The sequence below is a fragment of the Diaphorobacter sp. JS3051 genome (assembly GCF_015832135.1).
Taxonomy (GTDB): Bacteria; Pseudomonadota; Gammaproteobacteria; order Burkholderiales; family Burkholderiaceae_C; genus Diaphorobacter; species Diaphorobacter nitroreducens.
This window is the reverse complement of the sequence record NZ_CP065406.1, coordinates 2,079,587-2,102,190: the sequence shown is the minus strand read 5'-3', so window position 1 is coordinate 2,102,190 and position 22,604 is coordinate 2,079,587. Positions and strand designations below refer to the sequence as shown.

Below are 22,604 nucleotides of genomic sequence, written 5' to 3'. Positions count from 1 at the left end.
CGCCACGGCGCCGCAGCCGGCCCGCCCGCATGGCGCGGGGCCTGGCGCGCGGCCCCGTGCGCATCCCACCATCCAAGGAACAAGCAAATGTCCCGATTCCAAGTGAAGAAAGTCGCCGTGCTCGGCGCGGGCGTGATGGGCGCGCAGATCGCGGCCCACCTCGTCAATGTGAAGGTGCCGGTGGTGCTGTTCGATCTCCCCGCCAAGGAAGGTCCGAAGAACGGCATCGTCACCCGCGCGGTGGAGAACCTCAAGAAGCTCAAGCCCTCGCCCCTGGGCGTGGCGGACGACGCCGCGCTGATCCAGCAGGCGAACTACGAGGAGAACATGGCGCTGCTGGGCGAGTGCGACCTCATCATCGAGGCCATCGCCGAGCGCATGGACTGGAAGCTCGATCTGTACAAGAAGATCGCGCCGCACGTCGCACCGCACGCCATCGTGGCGTCCAACACCTCGGGCCTGTCGATCACCCAGCTGTCCGAAGCGCTACCCGACGCCATCAAGCCGCGCTTTTGCGGCATCCACTTCTTCAACCCGCCGCGCTACATGGTGCTGGTGGAGCTGATCAACACCCCCACCACCCGCCCCGAGGTGCTCGACCAGCTCGAAGCCTTCGTGACCACCGGGCTGGGCAAGGGCGTGGTGCGCGCGCACGACACGCCCAACTTCATCGCCAACCGCGTGGGCATCGCCGGCATGCTCTCGACCATGAAGGAGGTGGAGAACTTCGGCCTGACCTTCGACGTGGTCGATGACCTGACGGGCAAGAAGCTCGGCCGCGCCTCCAGCGGCACCTTCCGCACCGCCGACGTGGTGGGCCTGGACACCATGGCCCACGTCATCAAGACGCTGCAGGACAACCTGAACGAGCAGACCGACCCGTTCTACGGCAGCTTCGGCACGCCCGCCGTGCTGCAAAAGCTGATCGAGCTGGGCCACCTGGGCCAGAAGGCCAAGGCGGGCTTCTACAAGAAGGTGGGCCGCGACATCCTGCGCTTCGAGCTGGAGAGCGAGGAATATGTGCCCGCTGGCGCCAAGGCCGACGAGGTGTACGGCCGCATGCTCAAGAAGCCCGCCGCCGAGCGCCTGAAGCTGCTGCGCAACGCCGAGGGCGCGCAGGGCCGGTTCCTGTGGGCCATCCTGCGCAACAGCTTCCACTACGCTGCGGTGCATCTGGCCACGATTGCCGACACCGCGCGCGACGTGGACCAGGCCATGCGCTGGGGCTTCGGCATGAGCCAGGGGCCGTTCGAGCTGTGGCAGGAGGCGGGCTGGCTGGAGGTGGCCAGGATGGTCCAGGAGGACATTGACGCGGGCAAGGCACTGTCCAAGGCGCCGCTGCCCGAGTGGGTGTTCAAGGGCCCGGTGGCGGATGCCGGCGGCGTGCACACGGCGCAGGGTTCGTGGAGCGCGCGCCAAGGCAAGTTCGTGCCGCGCCGCCAGTTGCCGGTGTACGAGCGCCAGTACTTCCCCGAGAAACTGCTGGGCGAGGACAACCTGCCCGACTGGCGCAAGGCCGGCACCACCATCAGCGAGACCGATGCGCTGCGCACCTGGACGCTCGATGGCAAGGTATTGATCGCCTCCATCCAGAGCAAGATGCACGCGATCAGCCCCGACGTGATGGAAGGCCTGATGGAGGCCGTGGACCTGGCCGAGCGCGAGTACGACGGCATGGTCATCTGGTCGGGCGACGCACCGTTCAGCGTGGGCGCCGACCTGCAGGCCACCATGCCTGCCTACGTGGTGGCCGGCATTGCCGCCATCGAGGGCGTGGAGCATGAGCTGCAGAACCTGATGCTGCGCCTGCGCTACGCCCAGGTGCCGGTGGTATCGGCCATCCATGGCATGGCGCTGGGCGGCGGCTGCGAGCTGGCCGTGCACAGCGCACGCCGCGTGGCCCACATGGAAAGCTACATCGGCCTGGTGGAAGTGGGCGTGGGCCTGGTGCCCGGCGCCGGCGGCCTGACCTACATCGCCCGCCGCGCGGCCGAGAACGCCGCCGCCAGCACCGGCAAGGACCTTTTGCCCTTCCTGACCGAAGGCTTCACCGCCGCGGCCATGGCCAAGGTGGGCACCAGCGCCCTTGAGTCGAAGAAGCTCGGCTACCTGCTCGACAGCGACCTCATCGTGCCGCACAAGGACGAGGTGCTGTTCGTCGCCATCAACGAAGCCAAGGCCATGGCCGCCGGCGGCTGGCGCGCGCCGCACAAGCGCCTGTTCCCCGTGGCGGGGCGCAGCGGCATCGCCACCATCCGCGGCTCGCTGGTGAACATGCGCGACGGCGGCTTCATCAGCGAGCATGACCAGCACATCGCCACGCTGATCGCCGAAGTGGTGTGCGGCGGCGACGTGGACGCCGGCACGCTGGTGAGCGAGGAATACCTGATGGCGCTGGAGCGCAAGGCGTTCTGCGCCCTGATCGAGCACCCCAAGACCCAGGAGCGCATCCTGGGCATGCTCAACACTGGCAAGCCGGTGCGTAACTGAGGCCGCCCGAGGAGAGAAACCATGAAACAGATCCAAGACGCCTACATCGTTGCCGCCACGCGCACGCCCATCGGCCGTTCGCACAAGGGCTTTTTCCGCAACTACCGCCCGGACGACCTGCTGGCCACCACGCTCAAGAGCGCGCTGGCCCAGGTGCCGGGGCTGGACCCCGCCTCGATCGAGGACATCATCTGCGGCTGCGCCATCCCCGAGGCGCAGCAGGGCCTGAACGTGGCGCGCATCGGCGCCGTGCTGGCGGGCCTGCCCACCAGCGTGGGCGGCATCACGGTGAACCGCTTCTGCGCTTCGGGCCTGTCGGCCGTGGCCATGGCGGCCGACCGCATCCGCGTGGGCGAGGCCGAGGTGATGATCGCCGCCGGCGTGGAGAGCATGAGCATGGTGCCCATGATGGGCAACGCGCCCAGCCTGTCGCCCAGCATCTTCGAGCGTGACGGCGACGTGGGCATCGCCTACGGCATGGGCCTCACCGCCGAGAAGGTGGCCCAGCAGTGGAAGGTGAGCCGCGAGGCGCAGGACGCCTTCGCGCTGGAGTCGCACCGCCGCGCCATCGCCGCGCAGCAGGCCGGCGAGTTTGCCGACGAGATCACGCCCATCGAGGTGACCGACCGCACGGCCCACCTGGAGACGGGCGAAGTCATTGCCAGCACCCGCACCGTGAGCCTGGACGAGGGCGCCCGCCCCGACACCAGCCTGGAAGGCCTGGCCAAGCTGCGCACCGTGTTCGCCGCGCGCGGCACGGTCACGGCTGGCAACAGCTCGCAGACCAGCGACGGCGCCGGCGCGCTGATCCTGGCGAGCGAATCCGCCGTCAAGCGCTTCGGCCTCACGCCGCTGGCGCGCTTTGTCAGCTTCGCCAGCAAGGGCGTGCCGCCGTCCATCATGGGCATCGGCCCGATCGAGGCCATTCCCGCCGCGCTGCGCTATGCCGGTCTGAAGCAGGACGACATCGGCTGGTACGAGCTCAACGAAGCCTTCGCCGCCCAGTCGCTGGCCGTCATCAACACGCTGGGGCTGGACACGGCCAAGGTCAACCCCATGGGCGGCGCCATCGCGCTGGGCCACCCGTTGGGCGCGACGGGCGCCATCCGCTCGGCCACCGTGGTGCATGCGCTGCGCCGCAAGCAGCTCAAGTACGGCATGGTCACCATGTGCGTGGGCATGGGCCAGGGCGCGGCGGGTATCTTCGAGCGCGTGTAAGTAAGCGCCACTGCCGCGCGGCAGCGCGCGGGGATTGCAGCCGAGCCGGCGCAGACCGGCCGCCTTCATGGAGACAAGCCATGCAGAGTGAAACCCTGATGGTCGATGGCGCAGTGCCGCTGGCGCTGCGCGTGTACGTGCCACGGACCGGCCCCGCGCGCGCCAGCGTCGTCATTGGCGGCGCCATGGGCGTGCGCCAGGCCTTCTATGGGCCGTTCGCCGCCTGGCTGGCGCAGCAGGGCCTGCGGGTCACCACCTTCGACTACCGGGGGCAGGGCGAGTCGCTGAACGGTGGCATGCGCGAGGTGCGGGCCAACCTGTTCGACTGGGCGCGCGACTACGACGCGGTGATCGCCCATGCAGCCCAGGCGCTGCCTGGCCAGCCGCTGCTGCTGCTGGGGCACAGCCTGGGCGCGCAGCTGCCCGGGCTGCTGCGCGAGCATGCGCGCGTGAGCGGCCTGCTGAGCGTCGCCGCGGGCAGCGGCTACTGGCGCGACAACGCACCCCGCATCCGCCGCGCCATGCCCGCGTTCTGGCATGTGCTGGTGCCGTTGTCGGTGCGGCTGTGCGGCTACTTCCCTGGGCGGCGCCTGCGCGCCGTGGGCGACCTGCCCGCGGGGGTGATGCTGCAGTGGCGCCGCTGGTGCCTGCACCCGCGCTACAGCGTGGGGGCGGAGGGAGAATCCGCCCAGCGCAGCTACGCGGCGGTGCGCTTTCCGGTACACGCCTGGTCCATGCAGGACGATGAGCTCATGACCTGGCGCGGCACGCAAAGCCTGTTGGCGCTGTATGCGAACGCGCCGTGCAGCGTGGAGCGCATCGCGCCGCACGAGGCGCAGGCGCGGCGCATCGGGCACTTTGGATTTTTCCGCGAACAGTTCCGCGACACGCTGTGGCCCCGCGCCTTGCAGCAGCTGGAGGCGTTGGCCCAGGCGCAGCCGCAGGGCACCGCAGGTGCCACCGCCACCGCAGGCTGAGCCGAATCACGGCACACTCGCACCCATGACTACGCACCACAGCATTCATCCCCTGGACGCGGCGCTGGCGCTCTCGTCCAGCCATTCCGAAGGGGCCGGGCAGTACACCGGCCACACCTCGCCGGCTTACTGGAACATGGTCGGGCCGTTTGGCGGCATCACCGCGGCCACGCTGCTGCAGGCCGTGATGCAACACCCCGACCGCCTGGGCGAGCCCCTGTCGCTCACGGTGAACTACGCGGGCGCGCTGGCCGAGGGGCCGTTCACGCTGCAGGCCACGCCGGTGCGCACCAACCGCTCCACCCAGCACTGGACGCTGTCCATCCTGCAGGCGGGGGCGGACGGAGCGCCCGTGGTCACCACCACGGCCACCGTGGTCACGGCTGCGCGGCGCGAGACCTGGGGTGCTGCCGACACGCCCATGCCGCAGGTCCCCGCGCCGGCGCAGTGCAAACCCGTGCAACCGGCGTTCCGCTCGGAATGGCTGCAGCGCTACGAGATGCGCCCGGTGACCGGCGCGCTGCCCGAACAGTGGGACGACAGCGGCGACACCAGCCTGTCGCAGCTGTGGATGCGCGACGCACCCGCGCGGGCGCTGGACTTTTGCGCGCTGGCGGCGCTGGCCGATGTGTTCTTCCCTCGCGTGTGGCTGCGCCGCGCGCGCCAGGTGCCCGCGGGCACCGTGTCCATCACCGTGTACTTCCATGCGGGCGCGGACCTGCTGGCGCAGACCGGCACGGGCTACCTGCTGGGCCAGGCGCGCGCGCAGGAGTTTCGCAACGGCTTTTTCGACCAGACCGTGCAGCTGTGGAATGAGGCCGGCGCCATGCTGGCCACCAGCCACCAGATCGTTTATTACAAGGAATGACCCCGGAGCAACACCCATGAGTACAACGAAAGCAGACATCCTGGTCCACGCCGAAGAGGGCGTGACCACCATCACCTTCAACCGCGTGGAGAAGAAAAATTCCATCACCACGGCCATGTACGCGCAGCTGGCCGATGCGTTCGAGGCCGCGGCGCAGGACGCGTCGGTGCGCGTGGTCGTGCTGCAGGGCGACGTGGCCATCTTCAGTGCGGGCAACGACATCGGCGACTTTTTGCAGCAGCCGCCCGCCACGCAGGACGCGCCCGTGTTCCGCTTTCTGCGCGCCATCGCCACCTTTCCCAAGCCCGTGCTGGCTGCGGTGTGCGGCCCGGCGGTGGGCATCGGCACGACCTTGCTGTTCCACTGCGATCTGGTGTATGCGGGGGACAACGCGGCGTTCTCGATGCCCTTCGTGAACCTGGGCCTGTGCCCCGAGGCAGCCTCCAGCCTGTTCGCGCCGCAGATGCTGGGCTACCACCGCGCGGCCGAAGCGCTGCTGCTGGGCGAGCCCTTCATGGCCGAAGCGGCGCTGGAAGTCGGCTTCGTCAACCGCGTGGTGCCGCCGACCGAATGCAACATGGTGGCCCAGGCCCAGGCGCGCAAGCTCGCGGCCAAGCCGCTGTCGGCCCTGATCGAGACCAAGCGCCTGCTCAAGAAGAGCCAGACCGCCGCCGTGCTGGAGCGCATGGCCGAGGAGGGCCAGAGCTTTGGCCGCATGCTGCGCGAGCCCGCCGCCCGCGAGGCCTTCACCGCGTTCATGGACAAACGCCGCCCGGATTTCAGCGCCTGCTGACATCCGCCCCGCCACCGAACAGGGCGGGGCAGGGCGACGCCGGCATCCATGCCGTGTTCGCCCTACGCGCCGGTGATCACCGTGTCTGCTGGACAGGGTGGCCGTGCATTTGAATGAAAAATGGCTCTAGCGCTTGTCCAATAAGCGCTAACAGCTCCTGATAAGAGAGCAAAAATTCCATGAGCAAACCTGCCAGCCTGCCAGTGGGCTTCGAGCCCGAGTTCATCGCCGGCCTGCGCCAGATCTTTGAAGAGAAGATTCCCTTCAACCACTTGCTGGGCCTGAAGATCACGCGCCTGGAGCCCGCGGCCGTCGCGGCGCGCATCGACATGCGTCCCGATCTGGTGGGGCACTTTGCCTACAACCGGCTGCACGGCGGCGTCATCAGCGCGGGGCTGGATGCCATGGGCGGTCTGGCCGTGATGGCCGCCATCGGCGCCAAGCACATGGACGAGGCGCCCATGGATCGGCTGCACCGCTTTGCCAAGCTGGGCACCATCGACCTGCGCATCGACTATCTGCGCCCCGGCATCGGCAGCCACTTCGAGCTGCGGGCCGAGGTGCTGCGCCTGGGCTCGCGCGTGGCCACCACGCGCATGGAGTTCCTCGGCCCGCAGGGCGAGCTGATGTCCGCGGGAGCCGCGGCGTACATCGTCTCTTAGCGCGATCCGTGCGAAGACGGGCCGCGCCGGGCACGCGCCGTTTGGGGGATACGCGCTGTGTGCTGCTGCAAGCCCTGCAAGTGCATGCAACCATCGAACGGTTTGGTTACCGTTCTTGCGTAACAGGGGCGGTTTTGATCTGTGGCAACTCCTAGCATCTGCGGGTCTTTTCTAGGAGATCCGATCCGATGGCCGTGCAAAACCCCTTCTTTGGCAAACGCGAACCCGACACTTTCCAATCCCGCCAGCCTTCGTCAGCGCTGGGCGGCACCACCACCACCGCAAGCACCCCAACCACCGCTCCCGCAACCAGAACCGCTGTGTCCACCGCCTCCAGCGCCACTGCCGAGGGCAGCGGCAGCAAGCTGACCGTGGGCCCCAACATCAAGCTCAAGGGTGTGGAGATCACCGATTGCGACACCCTCGTCGTGGAAGGCACGGTGGAGGCCACCATGGATTCGCGCGTGATCCAGATCACCGAGCAGGGCGCGTTCCGCGGCTCCGCCGAGATCGACATTGCCGAGATCCACGGCGAGTTCGACGGCACGCTCACCGTGCGCCAGAAGCTGGTGATCTTCAGCACAGGCAAGGTGAGCGGCAAGATCCGCTACGGCAAGGTGGTGATCGAAGAGGGTGGCCAGCTCTCCGGCGAGATCGAGGTGGGCCTGGGTGGTGGCGCGCGCATGAGCGCGGCCTCGGGTTCGTCGTCTGCCGCATCCGCGGCCGCGCTGGCCGCGGCCTGACGCCGGCATACCCATCGCCGCCAGCGGGAGGCCGTGAGGCGCTCCCGTTTTTTTACGGCGCGACGCTTTCGTCGCCCGGCTTCCGAATGGGGCGCGGGCGGCCGTTTTCGTCGATGGCCACATAGGTCAGCGACGCCTCGGTCACCTTCACGTAGCTGCCCTGGGTGCGGATGTGCTCGGCATAGACCTCCACCTGCACGGTCATGGAGGTGTTGCCGATGCGCGTGACTTCGGCAAAGAACGACAGCAGGTCGCCCACGCGCACGGGCTGCTTGAAGATGAATTCGTTCACCGCCACCGTGGCCATGCGGCCGCGGATGTACCGCGCGGGCAGCACGGAGCCGGCCAGATCCACCTGCGCCATGACCCAGCCGCCGAAGATGTCGCCATTGCCGTTGGTGTCGGCGGGCATGGGTATCACCTTAAGTACCAGTTCCTTGTCGGCGGGCAGCTGGGTGTGGGAGGCGGGGCGATCCTGGGACATGGGCACAATCTTTGGTTTGCTTGACTCCACGGATTGTCCATCATGCGCCGCTACGGCGAAGCCATCGCCTCCGACAGCCCACGCGTTCGTTCCGACCGGGCCACCCTGCAGCGCCTGCTGCCCTATCTGTGGCAGTACAAATGGCGCGTGGTCGCGGCCATGGCCTTCATGGTCGGCGCCAAGCTGGCCAACGTGGGGGTGCCGCTGCTGCTCAAGAGGCTCGTCGATGCCATGACGCTGCCCGCCGGCAGCACCACGGCGCTGCTGGTGGTGCCCGTGGGGCTGCTGCTGGCCTACGGGGCGCTGCGCCTGGCCAACGCGGTGTTCAACGAGTTGCGCGAGCTGGTGTTCGCCAAGGCCACGCATGGCGCGGCGCGCGCCATCGCGCTCAAGACCTTCGAGCACCTGCATGCGCTGTCCCTGCGCTTTCACCTGGAGCGCCAGACCGGCGGCATGACGCGCGACATCGAGCGCGGCGTGCGCGGCATCGAGTCGCTGGTGTCGTTCGCGCTGTTCAACCTGGCCGCCACGCTGGTCGAGGTACTGCTGGTGCTGTTCATCCTGGCGCGCCAGTTCGACGTCTGGTTTGCCGTCATCACGCTCACCGCGCTGGTGCTGTACGTCGCCTTCACCGTGGGCGTGACGCAGTGGCGCATCCAGTTCCGGCGCCAGGCGAACCAGTTCGACTCGGCCGCGCACAGCAAGGCCATCGATTCGCTGCTGAACTACGAGACCGTCAAGTACTTCAACAACGAGCAGTTCGAGGCGCGCCGCTACGACGAAAGCCTGGAGCAATTGCGGCAGGCCCAGCTCAAGAGCCGCAGCACCCTGGGGCTGCTCAACAGCGGGCAGCAGCTCATCATCGCCGTGGGGCTGGTGGCCATGCTGTGGCGCGCCACCGAGGGCGTGGCCGCGGGGCGCATGACGCTGGGCGACCTGGTCATGGTCAACGCCTTCATGATCCAGATCTACATCCCGCTGAACTTCCTGGGCGTGATCTACCGCGAGATCCGGCAGAACCTGACCGACCTGGACAAGATGTTCACGCTGATGGACAGGGAGCAGGAGGTGGCCGATGCGCCCGGCGCCCAGCCGCTGACGGACCTGCACACGCCCACCGTGCGTTTCGAGGATGTGCACTTCGCCTACGACCCCGCACGGCCCGTATTGCAGGGGGTGAGCTTCACGATTCCCGCCGGCAAGACGGTTGCCGTGGTCGGCCCCTCGGGCGCAGGCAAGAGCACCCTGAGCCGCCTGCTGTACCGTTTCTATGACCTGCAGGGCGGGCGCATCACCATCGCGGGGCAGGACATCCGGGCGGTCACGCAGGACAGCCTGCGCCGCGCCATCGGCATCGTGCCGCAGGACACGGTGCTGTTCAACGACACCGTGGCCTACAACATCGCCTACGGCCGCACCGGCGCCAGCCAGGCCGAGGTCGAGCAGGCAGCGCGCGCTGCGCACATCCATGCCTTCATCGCAGCCCAGCCCAAGGGCTACGACACCATGGTGGGCGAGCGCGGGCTGAAGCTCAGCGGTGGCGAGAAGCAGCGCGTGGCCATTGCGCGCACGCTGCTCAAGAACCCACCCATCCTGATCTTCGACGAGGCCACCAGCGCCCTGGACTCTGCCAACGAGCGTGCCATCCAGGCCGAGCTGGCCAGCGCCGCGCAGAACAAGACGACCCTGGTGATCGCCCACCGCCTGTCCACCGTGGTGGACGCGCACGAAATCCTGGTCATGGAGGCCGGCCGTATCGTCGAGCGTGGCACGCACGCGCAGCTGCTGGCCCACGGCGGGCACTACGCGCGCATGTGGGCGTTGCAGAAGAATGATGGTCAAAATGGGCTGTAGCGCTTATGTGGCAAGCGCAAGCAGCTATCAAAATGAAAGCACGGAGCGTTGAGCATGGATATCGCCGCCCTGCAGCGTGAACTGCGCGCCTTCGCCGCCGCGCGTGACTGGCAGCCCTTTCACACGCCCAAGAACCTGGCCATGGCGCTGATGGTGGAGGCGGCCGAGCTGCAGGAGCTGTTCCAGTGGCTCACGCCGGAGCAGTCGCGCACCTTCACCCAGGACGCCACCGCCCACGAGCGGGTGGGCGACGAGATGGCCGATGTGCTGCTGTACCTGCTGCAGCTGGCGGACCACGCGGGCGTGGACCTGGAAGTTGCCGTGCGGCGCAAGCTGGCCAAGAACGCCGTCAAGCATCCCGTTCCCTGATGCGTGAGGCGTAAAAAAGCGGCTAGCGCCCGTGGTTAGGGCGCTAGCCGCTTTTGATTTGATAGCGCTGGCAGAGCCTGCGCTATGGGGCAAGGCGCCCCATTACTGCCCCATTACTGTTTGCGCGCCGCAATCGCCTTCTCGGCTGCGCTCACCAAGTCGGCGCCGATCTGGCCCTTCCACTTCTCGAACACGGGGCGCGTGGCCTTCACGAAGGCGTCGCGCTCGGCGGGGCTCAGCTGCGTCACGGTCACGCCATTGGCGGCGATGTCCTTGAGCAGGGGCTTGTCGGCCTCGACCATGCCTTTGCGCGCGATGGCAATTTCTTCCTTGCCGGCTTCGATGGCGGCCTGCTTGACGGCTTCGCGGTCGGCGGGCGTCCAGCTGTTCCACACGTCCTTGTTCACCACGAAGATCAGCGGGTCGTTCATGTAGCCCCACATGGTCACGTGCTTCTGTGCCACGGTGTGCAGCTTGGCGGCCTGGTACACGGCGATGGGGTTCTCCTGGCCGTCCACGGCGCCGCTGGCCATGGCGGGCTGCGCGTCGGCCCAGCTCATCTGCGTGGGGTTGGCGCCCAGGGCAGTGAAGGTGTCCAGGAACAGCGGCGAGCCCACCACGCGGATCTTCAGGCCCTTGAGATCGGCGGGGCTCTTGATGGCGTGCTTGCTGTTGCTGATCTCGCGGTAGCCGTTCTCGCCCCAGGCCAAGGGCACCACGCCGGCCTTTTCCAGCGTCTGGAAGATGCTCTTGCCGACTTCGCCCTGTGTGACCGCATCGACAGCCGCGTAGTCGGGGAACAGGAAGGGCAGCGAGAACAGGTTCAGCGCCTTCACCTGGGGCGACCAGTTGATGGTGGAGCCCACGGCCATGTCGATCACGCCCTGGCGCAGCGCGGAAAACTCACGCGTCTGGTCGCCCTGGATCAGCGACACGCCCGGATAGCGCTTGATGTTGATGCGGCCCTGGGTTTTCTCCTTGACCTTCTGTGCCCAGATCTCGCCGCCCTTGCCCCACGGGAAGGCGGTGCCCAGTACCAGCGACATGCGGTATTCGCTCTTGTAGTTCTGCGCCAGCGCGGGTGTGCCGAAGGCAAGGGCCGCAGCAGCGGCGACGGCGGAAGTGAGGAAAGTGCGAAGTTTCATGGGACAGGTCTCCTTGGAAAAAATGCGAACGAATCAGTAGCCCAGCTGGGCAGGCAGCCACAGGGCCAGCTGCGGGAAGGCGATCACGGCCACCATCACGAGGAACATGGCCAGCAGCATGGGGCCGACCCAGCGCACGGTGGACTCCATGCGCACGCCTGCGATGCGGCAGCTGACCATCAGGTTCACGGCCAGCGGCGGCGTGAACTGGCCCAGTGCGACCTTCAGGGTGAGGATCACGCCGAACCACACCGGGTCCCACTGGTAGTGCTGCATGATGGGCAGCAAGAGCGGCACGAAGATCAGGAAGATCGAGATGCCGTCCAGGAACATGCCCACGGTGATGAGCAGCAGGATCAAAAGCGCCAGCACGCCGTATTCGCCCAGGCCCGAGTTCACGATGGCGTTGGCCACCGGGTCGATCACGCCCAGTGTGGACAGCGAGAACGCGAAGATGCCCGCCAGCGACACCACGATCAGGATCACGGCTGAGAGCTCGCCCGCTTCGCGCAGGATGGTGAACAGGTCGCGCACCCGAATGGTGCGGTGGATCACCATGCCCACGAACAGGCCGTAGAACACGGCCACCACGGCGGCCTCGGTGGGTGTGAACCAGCCCGCGCGCATGCCGCCCAGGATCAGCACCGGCGCGGCCAGGCCCCAGGAGGCTTCGCGCAGGCTGCGCCAGAACGGCGGGCGGGGCATGTCGGCTTCCAGGTGGCCCATGCGGTGGCGGCGCGCCATCCACACGGCCGGCACGATGAGTGCAATGCCCGCCAGCACGCCCGGCACCATGCCCGCCGCGAACAAGGCCGGCACCGAGGCCCCGGGCACCAGCACCGAATAGATGATGAACGCCACCGAAGGCGGGATGAGGATGTCCGTGGCTGCGGCCGCCCCCACCACACTCGCCGAGAAGCTGCCGGGGTAGCCCGCGCGGCTCATGGCCGCGATCATCACCCCGCCCACGGCGGCCGCGTTGGCCGGTCCCGAGCCGGAGATGCCGCCCAGGAACATGGCCACGGCAATCGCCACCAGCGGCAGCATGCCCGGTCCGCGCCCGACGATCGCCACGGCAAAGTTCACCAGGCGTAGCGCCACGCCCGAGCGGTCGAAGATCGAGCCCACCAGCACGAACATGGGAATTGCCAGCAGCGGGTACTTGCCCAGCCCTGCGTAGAAGTTCTGCGGTACGGCGAGCAGGCCAAACCATTGCGTCTCGGCATTGGCCAGCGCAATGGCGGCGGCGCCGGCCAACCCCAGGGCGGCGCCGATGGGCACACCCACAAACATCAGCGCCAGGAAGGCGACGAAGAGCAGCGTGGCGATCATGGCTGGCGCTCTCCGTTGTCGTCTGCGTCATTGCCGAGAAACTCCACGTCCGGCTGGCGCGTGCGGCGGATCAGCAGGCCAATGGCGCGCCAGGTGACGAGCAGCGAGAGGATGGGCAGCCAGACCGAGTACCACCACTGCGGCACGCCAATGCCGGGCGAGGTTTCTTCGAAGCGGTAGTCGTCCCAGACCACGCGCACGCTGAGCACGGCGATCACCGCGAACAGCACGGCCACCAGCAGTGCGCCAAGTTGCGCCAACCGGCGGCGGCGGGCTGCGGAGCCGCTGTCGCAGAAGAATTCGATGCGGATGTGGCGGTCGCGCGCCACGGCGGCAGAGCCAGCCACCAGGGCCAGCACGATCATCAGGAAGACCGAGAGCTCCTCGGTCCAGGCAAAGGACGAATTGGTGAAATAGCGCACGAGCACGTTGGCAAACGTGATCAGCGCCAGCAGCGCCATGACGATGACGGTGAGCCAGTCCTCGATGCGCAGGGAACGGGGTTCGCTGGAGGCGGGGGTGCTAGAGACGCGCGCGCCATCCGGGGCGGCATCGTCGGCCGGCCCGGGGGTAGGTAGGGAGGACATGGGGGCAGAGAACAGAAAAGTCGAACATGAAAGGCTGGCCGCTCTGCCCTCCGGTGTTGTGCACCAGGGGCCTGGTCGAAGGATTGCGCTGTGGGCGCGAGAGGGCCTATTTTGCAATCAAACGTACGGTGCTCCGCCGCAGGATGTTCCCCAGGAGGGCGCTGGGGCGGGCCAGTCGCGCTCAACAGGGGGAGAAGGCCTGCCTGGGCGCATCGATAATGCGGGCCATGGAAACCAAATGGCTCGAAGACTTCGTCAGCCTGGCAGAAACGCGCAGCTTCAGCCGCTCGGCGCAATTGCGCCATGTGACACAGCCCGCCTTTTCGCGGCGCATCCAGGCGCTGGAGGCCTGGGCCGGCACCGATCTGGTGGACCGCAGTTCCTACCCCACGCGGCTGACGGCCGCGGGCAACACGCTGTACGACCAGGCGCTGGAGGTGCTGCAGGCGCTGCAGAACACGCGCGCCATGCTGCGTGCGCACACCAGCGCGGGCACCGACATGATCGAGTTCGCCGTGCCGCATACGCTGGCGTTCACTTTTTTCCCGGCCTGGGTGTCGGCGCTGCGGGCGGACTTCGGCCCGCTCAAAAGCCGGCTGATCGCCCTGAACGTGCACGACGCGGTGATGCGCCTCGTGGAGGGCGGCTGCGATCTGCTCATCTCCTACCACCACCCATCGCAGCCCCTGCAACTGGACCCGGACCGCTACGAGATGGTGACGCTGGGGCAGGAGGTCCTGGCCCCCTACGCCAAGGCGGGCGCGGATGGTCAGCCGCTGTTTTGCCTGCCGGGCCGGCCTGGCGAGCCGCTGCCCTACCTGGGGTATGCGCCGGGGGCCTACTTGGGGCGCGTGACGGAGCTGATCCTCAAGCAGGCGGGGACGGCCATCCACTTGGACCGCGTGTACGAAACGGATATGGCCGAAGGCCTGAAGGCCATGGCGCTGGAAGGGCACGGCGTCGCCTTCCTGCCCTACAGCGCGGTGAAGAAGGAACTGCGTTCGCGCAAGCTCCTGAGTGCGGCGCCGCCGGACGCGCAGGACCTGCAGATGGTGATGGAAGTGCGCGCCTACCGCGAAAAGCCCTCGCGCAAGGAGCCGGCCAAGGGCCTGGCCCAGTCCCTGTGGACGTACCTGCAGACGCGCGCCGGACAGAACCCCATCTGACGCGGGTGCACCACACTTGGCATGCAAGTCTTGCATGCAAACCCACATCCCTGGCATTGGATTGCGCGGTCGCGCGACATTACAGTCTTTGAAACTAAATGTGGCAACGCACGGTCGCACCGAAACATGGCGCGCACCTGGTGCGGAGATTGCTAAGCCATGCACAAGGGAGATCCTCTGAATGAATTGCAAGCAAGGATGGAAGGCGCTGGGCGCCGCGGTGGCGCTGTGCTGCGCCGTGGGCGCGCAAGCCCAAGGGGTGCTGGAGCGTGTGCGCGGCGGCGGACCGCTGGTGCTGGCACACCGTGAATCATCGGTGCCGTTTTCGTACGTGCACGAGGGCAAGCCCATGGGCTACGCCCTGGACCTGTGCCTGCATATCGCCGAAGTGGTGCGCAAGAAGACCGGCATGAAGAACATGCCGGTGCAGTTGGTGCAGGTGACACCCGCCAATCGCATTGAGATGGTGAAGACCGGCAAGGCCGATATGGAATGCGGCTCCACCACCAACAACGCCGAGCGCCGCAAGGATGTGGCCTTCACCATTCCGCACTTCATCACGGGTGCGCGCCTGCTGGTGCCCGCGGCCAGCACGGTGACGCGCATGGAGGATCTGGAAGGCAAGAAGCTCGTGTCCACCAAAGGCACGACGCCCTACAAAGCGGCCGAGCAGGCCAACCGCGAACGGCTGATGCGCATCCAGCTGGTGGAGGCGCCCGACCATGAGGCCGCGGTGGTCATGGTGGAGAAGGGCCAGGCCGACGCCTTCGTGATGGACGATGTGCTGTTGTATGGCTTGGCGGCCAACCGCCCCGACCCCAAGGCGCTGAAGGTGGTGGGCCGCTTCGTCACCACTGAGCCGCTGGCGATCATGCTTCCCAAGAACGATCCCGAGTTTAAGAAGTTGGTGGACGAGGAGATGCGCCGCCTGATCGTGAGCAATGAGATCAACGCCATCTACGACAAGTGGTTCATGCAGCCCATTGCGCCTACCCACCGTGCGCTGAACCTGCCCGTGAGCTACCTGCTGCGGGACTTCTGGAAATACCCTACCGATCAGGTCCCCTTCTGAACCCACAATACGCCCCTGTCTTGAACGTGCCGCAGGGTGTGGCTTGACCGCCATCGGTTCCTCAGAACGGTCGTTCGATTTCAATACACTTCGCTTTTCGCTTCACCCACAAGGAGATATTCATGAAGAAGCATTTGCTGGCCGCAGCCATTACCGTCCTGGCCGCTGGTAGCGCGTTCGCACAGGCCAACGACACCCTGGCCAAGATCAAATCTACGGGTGCCGTGACGCTGGGCGTGCGCGAGTCCTCGGGCCTGGGCTACACCCTGGGCAACGGCAAGTACGTGGGCTTCCACACCGAGATGGGTGAGCGCATCCTGGCCGACATCCAGAAGCAGCTGGGCCTGGCCAACATGGAGATCAAGTACCAGCCGGTGACTTCGCAGAACCGCATTCCGCTGGTGACCAACGGCACGGTGGACATCGAGTGTGGCTCCACCACCAACAACACCGCGCGCCAGAAGGACGTGGCCTTTGCCGTGACCACCTACGTGGAAGAAGTGCGCATCGCCGTGAACGCCAAGTCGGGCATTACCGGCATCAAGGACCTGAACGGCAAGACCATCGTGACCACCACGGGCACGACGTCGGTGCAGACGCTGCGCAAGCACAAGCGCGCCGATGGCCTGAACTTCAAGGAAGTCATGGGCAAGGACCACGCCGACAGCTTCCTGATGCTGGAAACGGGCCGTGCCGACGCTTTCATCATGGACGGCTCCATCCTGGCGGCCAACATTTCCAAGTCCAAGAACCCCTCTGACTTTAAGATCGTGGGCGAAGTGCTGTCGGTGGAGCCCATCGCCTGCATGATCCGCAAGGACGATCCCGCCTTCAAGAAGGCCGTGGACGACTCCATCAAGCGCCAGATTGCCGATGGCTCTCTGGCCAAGCTGTACGACAAGTGGTTCATGCAGCCCATCCCGCCGGCCAACGTGAAGATCGGCCTGCCGCTGTCTGAAGCCACCAAGGAAGCCTGGGCGAATCCGAACGACAAGCCCATGGAGTCGTACGAAGTCAAGTAATCGGCTTGCATTGCATCGCCCCTTCGGCCTCTGGGCCCGAAGGGGCGTTTTTTGTTGTTGCGCCAGCGCCGCCATGTGCCGCCGCGGCAACACGGATCGAAGAATAGAAGGGGTGCTCCTATGAATTGGGATTGGCAGGTGTTCTGCCAGGACACCATTACCCAAGAGGTCGGTCAAAGCTGCTTCGGCAAGAACGGCGACATCACCTACCTCGACTGGATGCTGTCAGCCTGGGGCTGGACGGTATCCGTTTCCTTGCTGTCGCTGGCCGTTGCGCTGGTGGTCGGTTCGCTGGTCGGCACGCTGCGCACGCTGGAAGGCCGTCCATGGACGGTGCGCCTGGGCAACGCCTGGGTCGAGCTGTTTCGCAACATTCCGCTGCTGGTGCACATCTTTGTGTGGTACCACGTGGTGCCGTCGATCTTCCCGGCCATGAAATCGCTGCCGGGCTTCGTGCTGGTGGTGTTTGCGCTGGGCTTCTTCACCTCGGCGCGTATCGCCGAGCAGGTGCGCTCGGGCATCCAGGCGTTGCCGCGCGGCCAGCGCTATGCGGGCATGGCGCTGGGCTTCACCACGTTCCAGTACTACCGCTACGTGCTGCTGCCGATGGCGTTTCGCATCATCATCCCGCCGCTCACCAGCGAGACCATGAACGTGTTCAAGAACTCGTCGGTGGCGTTTGCCGTTTCGGTGGCCGAGCTGACCATGTTCGCCATGCAGGCGCAGGAAGAGACTTCACGCGGCATCGAGGTGTACCTGGCCGTCACGGCGCTGTACATCATCTCGGCCTTTGCCATCAACCGCATCATGGCGTTCATCGAAAAGCGCACGCGGGTGCCGGGCCTGATTGCCGCAGGCGGGGGAGGCCACTGATATGAACCTGAATATCGATTGGTCCTTCTTCACCTGGGAGCTGTTCAGCAACTTCGTGATCAAGGGGCTGTACTTCAGCCTGGTGCTGACGGTGATCGCCACCGTGGGCGGCATCCTGCTGGGCACGGTGCTGGCGCTCATGCGCCTGTCGGGCAAGAAGTGGCTGGACGTGCCGGCCACCATCTATGTCAACGGCATGCGCTCGATTCCGCTGGTGATGGTGATCCTGTGGTTCTTCCTGCTGGTGCCCATGATCATCGGTCGCCCCATCGGCGCCGAGGTGTCGGCCGTGGTGACCTTTATCGCCTTCGAAGCCGCCTACTTCAGCGAGATCATGCGCGCAGGCATCCAGTCCATCCCGCGCGGCCAGGTGTTCGCGGGGCAGGCGCTGGGCATGACCTACGGGCAGAACATGCGCCTGGTGGTGCTGCCGCAGGCCTTCCGCAACATGCTGCCGGTGCTGCTCACGCAGACCATCATCCTGTTCCAGGACACGTCGCTGGTGTACGCCATCGGTGCCTACGACATGCTCAAGGGTTTCGAGATCGCGGGCAAGAACTATGGCCGCCCGATCGAGGCCTACCTGGCCGCGGCCGTGGTCTATTTCATCCTCTGCTACGCGCTGTCCTGGCTGGTCAAGCGCCTGCACAAGAAGATCGCCATCATTCGCTGAAGCGGCGTTCCAAGGAATTGCAATGATTGAACTGAAGAACGTTTCCAAGTGGTACGGCAGCTTCCAGGTGCTCACGGACTGCTCCACGAACATCCAGAAGGGTGAGGTGGTGGTGGTCTGCGGGCCCTCCGGCTCCGGCAAGTCCACCCTCATCAAGACCATCAACGCGCTGGAGCCCTTCCAGAAGGGCGAGATCTTCGTGGACGGCGTGGCCGTGCACGACCCCAAGACCGACCTGCCCAAGCTGCGCAGCCGCGTGGGCATGGTGTTCCAGCACTTCGAGCTGTTCCCCCACCTGTCGGTGACCGAGAACCTGACCATCGCGCAGATCAAGGTGCTGGGCCGCAACCCCACCGACGCCAAGGCGCGCGGCCTGAAGATGCTGGAGCGCGTGGGCTTGACGGCGCACAAGGACAAGTTCCCCGGCCAGCTGTCGGGCGGTCAGCAGCAGCGCGTGGCGATCGCACGCGCACTGTCGATGGACCCCATCGTGATGCTGTTCGACGAGCCGACCTCGGCGCTGGACCCCGAAATGGTGGGCGAGGTGTTGGATGTCATGGTGGGCCTGGCCCAGGAGGGCATGACCATGATGTGCGTGACCCACGAGATGGGCTTCGCGCGCAAGGTGAGCAACCGCGTGATCTTCATGGACGTGGGCGGCAAGATCCTGGAGGACTGCTCGAAGGAGGAATTCTTCGGCAACCCCGAGGCGCGCCAGCCGCGCACCAAGGACTTCCTCAACAAGATCCTGCAGCATTGATTCCGCACACCCCCTGAGGCGCTTCGCGCCTTCCCCCACACTCGCAGCGCTGCGCTGCAGGAGGGGGCGCAGCCGGCGGCAGGGCAGAGCCCGGCCCACGGCTGCCATGGTCCGGGGCGCGCCAGTGGGATGGGCCGTGGCCCAGGCTTGCCCGGGTGGCGTACAAAAGCAAAAGGGCAAAAGGGCAAAAGGGCAAAAGGGCAAAAGGCGCCATTGGCGCCTTTTGCTTTTATTTTGATAGCTGCTAGCGCTTGATGGATGGGCGTTAGAGCCTGATTTGGCTTGAGGCGGTCAAGCCACGCGCCGCAGCCGCGTGCGGCCTTGGACGCTCGCACCGCGCGTGCGGCCGAACAGGTCCTTGGGGTCGTCTGTGGGCACCAGCTCCACATCCACGCCCAGGCCGCGCGCCTGGGCCTGCTGGTACAGGTAGCGCAGTGCGGAGTAGTCCTCCAGCGCAAAGCCCACGGAATCAAACACCGTGACTTCGTCGGCCCGCGTGCGCCCCGGCGCGTCGCCGCGCAGTACCCGCCAAAGCTCGGTAACGGGATGGTCCGCGGGCAATTGCTGGATCTCGCCCTCCACGCGACTTTGCGGCTCGTATTCCACGACCACGCGCGCCCCGCGCAGCACATCGGGGTGCAGTTCCGTTTTGCCGGGGCAGTCGCCGCCCACGGCATTCAGGTGCATGCCGGGTTCCACCATCGCGGGAGTGAGGATGGTGGCGCGGCTCTTGTCGGCGGTGACCGTGGTCACGATGTCCGCGCCGCGCACGGCCTCGGCCGTGCTGGCGGCGCGCTCCACGGTGAGGCCATCGACGTGCGCCAGGTTGCGCACCAGCTTGTCGGTGGCGGCGGGGTCGGTGTCGTACACCCGCAGTTCGCGGATGCCCAGCAACGCGTGGAAGGCCAGGGCCTGGAACTCCGCCTGCGCCCCGTTGCCGATCAGCGCCATGCGGCGGCTGCCGGGTCGTGCAAGCGCCTGCGCCGCCAGCGCCGACGTGGCAGCGGTGCGCAGCGCCGTGGTCAGCGTCAGCTCCGACAGCAGCAGCGGATAGCCGGTACGGACCTCCGCCAGCACGCCGAAGGCCATCACTGTGGGCAGTCCGCTGGCAGGGTTGCCGGGATGGCCGTTCACATACTTGAAGCTGTAGAGCGCATCGTCAGCCACGGGCATCAGCTCAATCACGCCGCGCGGGCTATGGCTGGCCGTGCGGGCGGACTTGTCAAAAGACTCCCAGCGCAGGAAGTCGGAGCGAAGCTCGGCCGCCAGCTCGGTCATGCAGCGTGCGGCGCCCCGTTCATGCACAAAGGCAGCAAGGGTCGACAAGTCAATGAGGCGTGTCATGGTGTCGGTCCAACGTGTTTCCCCATTGTGGACAGGCCCTGCGCTTGGTGCCAGCCTGCAAACTGCTCAATAAGCGCAAAAAACTGGCGTTTCGCCAGCAACCCGTGGCACTATGCGCAACATGGACGACGTCGACCGCGAGATCATTGCCCTGCTGCGTGCGGATGCCCGCATGCCGGTGGCGGCGCTCGCCGCACGTCTGCGCGTGGCCCGCGGCACCGTTCAGAACCGCCTGCGCCGGCTGGAGGAAGAGGGCGTCATCGTCGGCTACACCGTGCGGCTGCGCCCCGAGTCGGAGCCCCACCGGATCCGCGCCTGGATGAGTATTGCAGTGGAAGGGAACGCGGCGCCTGACGTGATTCGCGCCCTGCGTGGAGAGCCGCTGGTCGGCGCGCTGCACAGTACCAACGGCCGCTGGGACATCGTGGCCGAACTGCACGCGCAGAGCCTGGAGGAATTCGACCTGGCGCTCACGCGCATTCGGCTCACGCCGGGCATCGCGCGCACCGAAACCAGCATCCTGCTGTCCACGTACAAGCTGTGATCGACCCGCCCGAGCGGGCGGTGCTTCACTGCATCGACGAGACGTACGCCACCAGCGACTCGATGTCGGCGTCCGTGAGGAGCTTGGTGTTGGGCGTCATGATCGAATGGGCGCGCGTGTTTGGGCCGTCGCGGTAACGCTTGAGAGTGCTGCGCAGGTAGTCGGTCTGCTGGCCGGCAATGCGTGCGATCTGGTCGTTGCCCCGGCCCATGTCGCCATGGCAGCGAAAACAGTTCTTGCCGAAGATCTCCTGCCCCTTGGCCAGCAGCGCTGCGTCCGCCACGGGTTTGGGAGTGACGGGCTGCGCGGCGTAGAAGAGCACCATGCCGATCTTCTCGTCGCTGTTCATCGCGCGGATCATGCCTTCCATGAACTCGTAGCGGCGGCGCCCGTCTGCGAACTGCCGCACCTGCTCCAACAGATAGGCCGGGTTCTGGCCCGCGAGGTTGGGTACCGAGGGTTTGGTGCTGTTGCCTCCGTCGCCATGGCAGTTGGCGCACACCGCCGAGACCTTGCGGCCCACCTTGTAGAGCTCGTCGGCCAGCTTGGGGTCCGCCATGGCTTGCTGCAAGCGCGTGTCGATGTCCACCTTGCTGCGGCCGGCCTGGGCCATCGCCGCGGGTTGCCACGCCAGCCCGGCGAACAACGCCAGCGCCAGCATTGCGGGAATGCGCCTTGCCATGGTGTAACCCTTTTTGTGAAAAGGGTCATTTTAGAAGGCGAGTTGTGAAGCCCCGGTGGCGTTTTGGTAGTGCAACGCGCACCTGGACGGTCGATGTCAGCGATCGTTGATGGCAAGCAAGGATTGCGCAAGTTCTGCAAACCCTGCCCCGCGCTCGCCCTGCGTCACATAGCGCGGCAGATGCTGCAGTTGGGGCACGAAACGCGCAATATTGGCCACACCCACGCTGTGCGGGAAGTGCGCAAACATGAGCTGGTCATTGGTGGAGTCACCGATGTAGACCCAGCGCTCCAGCTCGGCGTCCAGATCGCGCCCGAACAGCTCGCGCACGATCCATCGCGCACCCTCCAGCTTGTTGTGCGCGCCAAACCAGCCGTTGATGTGGATGCTGCTCACGGTGGCGTTCATGCCCGCGGCATGCATCAGGGCGACAGCCTGGTCGATGGCCGCCTGGGGCAGGTGCGTGAATTCACTGTGGTCGATGGCGATGTCCGTCTCGCGCCCCGGCGAGTCGGTGGCGCGCCGGGCGCCGGGCACGGCGGCTTCAATCTCGGCCAGCACCTGTTGCATGCGCGCGAAGTTGGAGGCGCGCGTGGCGGCGTCCTGTTGATACAACTTTAATAGCTGCTCGCGCTTATCGCACGGGGACTGTAGGCCATTTGGGGCAAAATTTCGGGACGCCCGCAGCAGCGCCACCGCACCGTTCTCAGCAACGATGCTGTCCACCGGCCAGGCAGCGGCAAAAGGCTCGCTCCAGCCCACCGGCCGGCCCGTGATCGGAATGACGTGCAGCCCTGAGGCTTTCAGGTCGGCCAGCGCCTGCAGGGCATCGGCGGTGATGGCGCCATCGGTGGTCAGGGTGTCGTCGATGTCGGTGAGCACGCCGGTGATGCACGTGCGCGCCAACTCGTCCCATGAGGCAAGAGGGTGCATGGCGGATGGGGGT

General features: G+C 66.5%; 23 protein-coding genes. 16 read left to right on the top strand and 7 right to left on the bottom strand.

Features of this window, described 5'->3' with window-relative positions:
- Positions 1 to 87 precede the first annotated feature (87 nt).
- The 7 genes from I3K84_RS10055 to I3K84_RS10025 all read left to right on the top strand — a co-directional run bounded on the left by I3K84_RS10055 (position 88) and on the right by I3K84_RS10025 (position 7,751).
- The gene (locus I3K84_RS10055; protein WP_196996021.1) at positions 88 to 2,490 is read left to right on the top strand and encodes a 3-hydroxyacyl-CoA dehydrogenase/enoyl-CoA hydratase family protein; all 2,403 of its coding nucleotides are present in this window, start codon (positions 88 to 90) and stop codon (positions 2,488 to 2,490) included.
- Positions 2,491 to 2,511: 21 nt separating this feature from the next.
- Complete coding sequence (locus I3K84_RS10050) at positions 2,512 to 3,708, top strand: acetyl-CoA C-acyltransferase (protein ID WP_196996020.1); 1,197 nt, start codon at positions 2,512 to 2,514, stop codon at positions 3,706 to 3,708.
- Positions 3,709 to 3,788: 80 nt separating this feature from the next.
- On the top strand, positions 3,789 to 4,685 hold the full coding sequence (locus I3K84_RS10045) for an alpha/beta fold hydrolase (RefSeq protein WP_196996019.1): 897 nt from the start codon (positions 3,789 to 3,791) through the stop codon (positions 4,683 to 4,685).
- A 25-nt stretch (positions 4,686 to 4,710) separates the two neighbouring features.
- Positions 4,711 to 5,553: an acyl-CoA thioesterase II gene (locus I3K84_RS10040; protein ID WP_011804051.1), complete on the top strand. Its 843-nt coding sequence runs from the start codon at positions 4,711 to 4,713 to the stop codon at positions 5,551 to 5,553.
- A gap of 16 nt (positions 5,554 to 5,569) precedes the next feature.
- The gene (locus I3K84_RS10035) at positions 5,570 to 6,346 is read left to right on the top strand and encodes an enoyl-CoA hydratase (RefSeq protein ID WP_011804052.1); all 777 of its coding nucleotides are present in this window, start codon (positions 5,570 to 5,572) and stop codon (positions 6,344 to 6,346) included.
- Between the two features lie 179 nt (positions 6,347 to 6,525).
- Positions 6,526 to 7,008 carry a thioesterase family protein gene (locus I3K84_RS10030; protein ID WP_011804053.1) on the top strand — a complete coding sequence of 161 codons (483 nt, stop codon included), beginning with the start codon at positions 6,526 to 6,528 and terminating at the stop codon, positions 7,006 to 7,008.
- Between the two features lie 188 nt (positions 7,009 to 7,196).
- The gene (locus tag I3K84_RS10025) at positions 7,197 to 7,751 is read left to right on the top strand and encodes a polymer-forming cytoskeletal protein (RefSeq protein ID WP_196996018.1); all 555 of its coding nucleotides are present in this window, start codon (positions 7,197 to 7,199) and stop codon (positions 7,749 to 7,751) included.
- Positions 7,752 to 7,803: 52 nt separating this feature from the next.
- Here I3K84_RS10025 and I3K84_RS10020 read toward each other — a convergent pair whose 3' ends face one another.
- The gene (locus I3K84_RS10020) at positions 7,804 to 8,235 is read right to left on the bottom strand and encodes an acyl-CoA thioesterase (RefSeq protein ID WP_011804055.1); all 432 of its coding nucleotides are present in this window, start codon (positions 8,233 to 8,235) and stop codon (positions 7,804 to 7,806) included.
- Positions 8,236 to 8,277: 42 nt separating this feature from the next.
- Here I3K84_RS10020 and I3K84_RS10015 point away from each other — a divergent pair, with 42 nt between their 5' ends.
- Positions 8,278 to 10,089: an ABC transporter ATP-binding protein/permease gene (locus I3K84_RS10015; RefSeq protein ID WP_196996017.1), complete on the top strand. Its 1,812-nt coding sequence runs from the start codon at positions 8,278 to 8,280 to the stop codon at positions 10,087 to 10,089.
- Between the two features lie 54 nt (positions 10,090 to 10,143).
- Positions 10,144 to 10,458, top strand: a complete 315-nt coding sequence (locus tag I3K84_RS10010) for a nucleotide pyrophosphohydrolase (RefSeq protein ID WP_011804057.1) — start codon at positions 10,144 to 10,146, stop codon at positions 10,456 to 10,458.
- Positions 10,459 to 10,571: 113 nt separating this feature from the next.
- Here the strand turns inward: I3K84_RS10010 and I3K84_RS10005 are convergent, their stop codons facing one another.
- The 3 genes from I3K84_RS10005 to I3K84_RS09995 are packed head-to-tail and all read right to left on the bottom strand — an operon-like array spanning position 10,572 to position 13,522.
- Positions 10,572 to 11,603 (bottom strand): DctP family TRAP transporter solute-binding subunit, encoded by a 1,032-nt coding sequence (locus I3K84_RS10005; RefSeq protein WP_196996016.1) that lies wholly within the window; start codon positions 11,601 to 11,603, stop codon positions 10,572 to 10,574.
- Between the two features lie 33 nt (positions 11,604 to 11,636).
- Positions 11,637 to 12,935, bottom strand: a complete 1,299-nt coding sequence (locus I3K84_RS10000) for a TRAP transporter large permease (RefSeq protein WP_196996015.1) — start codon at positions 12,933 to 12,935, stop codon at positions 11,637 to 11,639.
- The gene (locus I3K84_RS09995) at positions 12,932 to 13,522 is read right to left on the bottom strand and encodes a TRAP transporter small permease (protein WP_196996014.1); all 591 of its coding nucleotides are present in this window, start codon (positions 13,520 to 13,522) and stop codon (positions 12,932 to 12,934) included. Before I3K84_RS09995 ends, I3K84_RS10000 begins: the two co-directional genes overlap by 4 nt.
- 227 nt (positions 13,523 to 13,749) lie before the next feature.
- Here I3K84_RS09995 and I3K84_RS09990 point away from each other — a divergent pair, with 227 nt between their 5' ends.
- The 6 genes from I3K84_RS09990 (at position 13,750) to I3K84_RS09965 (ending at position 19,088) form a co-directional block, all read left to right on the top strand.
- Entirely contained in the window at positions 13,750 to 14,688 is a 939-nt protein-coding gene (locus I3K84_RS09990) for a LysR family transcriptional regulator (RefSeq protein ID WP_011804061.1), read from the top strand.
- 181 nt (positions 14,689 to 14,869) lie between these two features.
- Positions 14,870 to 15,760, top strand: coding sequence for an amino acid ABC transporter substrate-binding protein (locus I3K84_RS09985; protein WP_012655607.1), 891 nt, complete (start codon positions 14,870 to 14,872; stop codon positions 15,758 to 15,760).
- Between the two features lie 122 nt (positions 15,761 to 15,882).
- Positions 15,883 to 16,782, top strand: coding sequence for a transporter substrate-binding domain-containing protein (locus tag I3K84_RS09980; protein ID WP_196996013.1), 900 nt, complete (start codon positions 15,883 to 15,885; stop codon positions 16,780 to 16,782).
- Positions 16,783 to 16,902: 120 nt separating this feature from the next.
- Complete coding sequence (locus I3K84_RS09975) at positions 16,903 to 17,655, top strand: amino acid ABC transporter permease (protein ID WP_011804064.1); 753 nt, start codon at positions 16,903 to 16,905, stop codon at positions 17,653 to 17,655.
- 1 nt (position 17,656) lies between these two features.
- Complete coding sequence (locus I3K84_RS09970; protein WP_011804065.1) at positions 17,657 to 18,328, top strand: amino acid ABC transporter permease; 672 nt, start codon at positions 17,657 to 17,659, stop codon at positions 18,326 to 18,328.
- 22 nt (positions 18,329 to 18,350) lie between these two features.
- Positions 18,351 to 19,088 (top strand): amino acid ABC transporter ATP-binding protein, encoded by a 738-nt coding sequence (locus I3K84_RS09965; protein ID WP_011804066.1) that lies wholly within the window; start codon positions 18,351 to 18,353, stop codon positions 19,086 to 19,088.
- 291 nt (positions 19,089 to 19,379) lie between these two features.
- Here I3K84_RS09965 and I3K84_RS09960 read toward each other — a convergent pair whose 3' ends face one another.
- Positions 19,380 to 20,432, bottom strand: coding sequence for an ornithine cyclodeaminase (locus tag I3K84_RS09960; RefSeq protein WP_172206128.1), 1,053 nt, complete (start codon positions 20,430 to 20,432; stop codon positions 19,380 to 19,382).
- A 112-nt stretch (positions 20,433 to 20,544) separates the two neighbouring features.
- Here I3K84_RS09960 and I3K84_RS09955 point away from each other — a divergent pair, with 112 nt between their 5' ends.
- Entirely contained in the window at positions 20,545 to 20,976 is a 432-nt protein-coding gene (locus I3K84_RS09955; protein ID WP_088887658.1) for an Lrp/AsnC family transcriptional regulator, read from the top strand.
- A 25-nt stretch (positions 20,977 to 21,001) separates the two neighbouring features.
- Here the strand turns inward: I3K84_RS09955 and I3K84_RS09950 are convergent, their stop codons facing one another.
- Both I3K84_RS09950 and I3K84_RS09945 read right to left on the bottom strand, forming a co-directional pair.
- A complete protein-coding gene (locus I3K84_RS09950; RefSeq protein WP_135148817.1) occupies positions 21,002 to 21,658 on the bottom strand; it encodes a c-type cytochrome in 657 nt (218 codons plus the stop codon).
- 96 nt (positions 21,659 to 21,754) lie between these two features.
- Positions 21,755 to 22,591: an HAD-IIB family hydrolase gene (locus I3K84_RS09945; RefSeq protein ID WP_103738624.1), complete on the bottom strand. Its 837-nt coding sequence runs from the start codon at positions 22,589 to 22,591 to the stop codon at positions 21,755 to 21,757.
- Between the last annotated feature and the right edge of the window lie 13 nt (positions 22,592 to 22,604).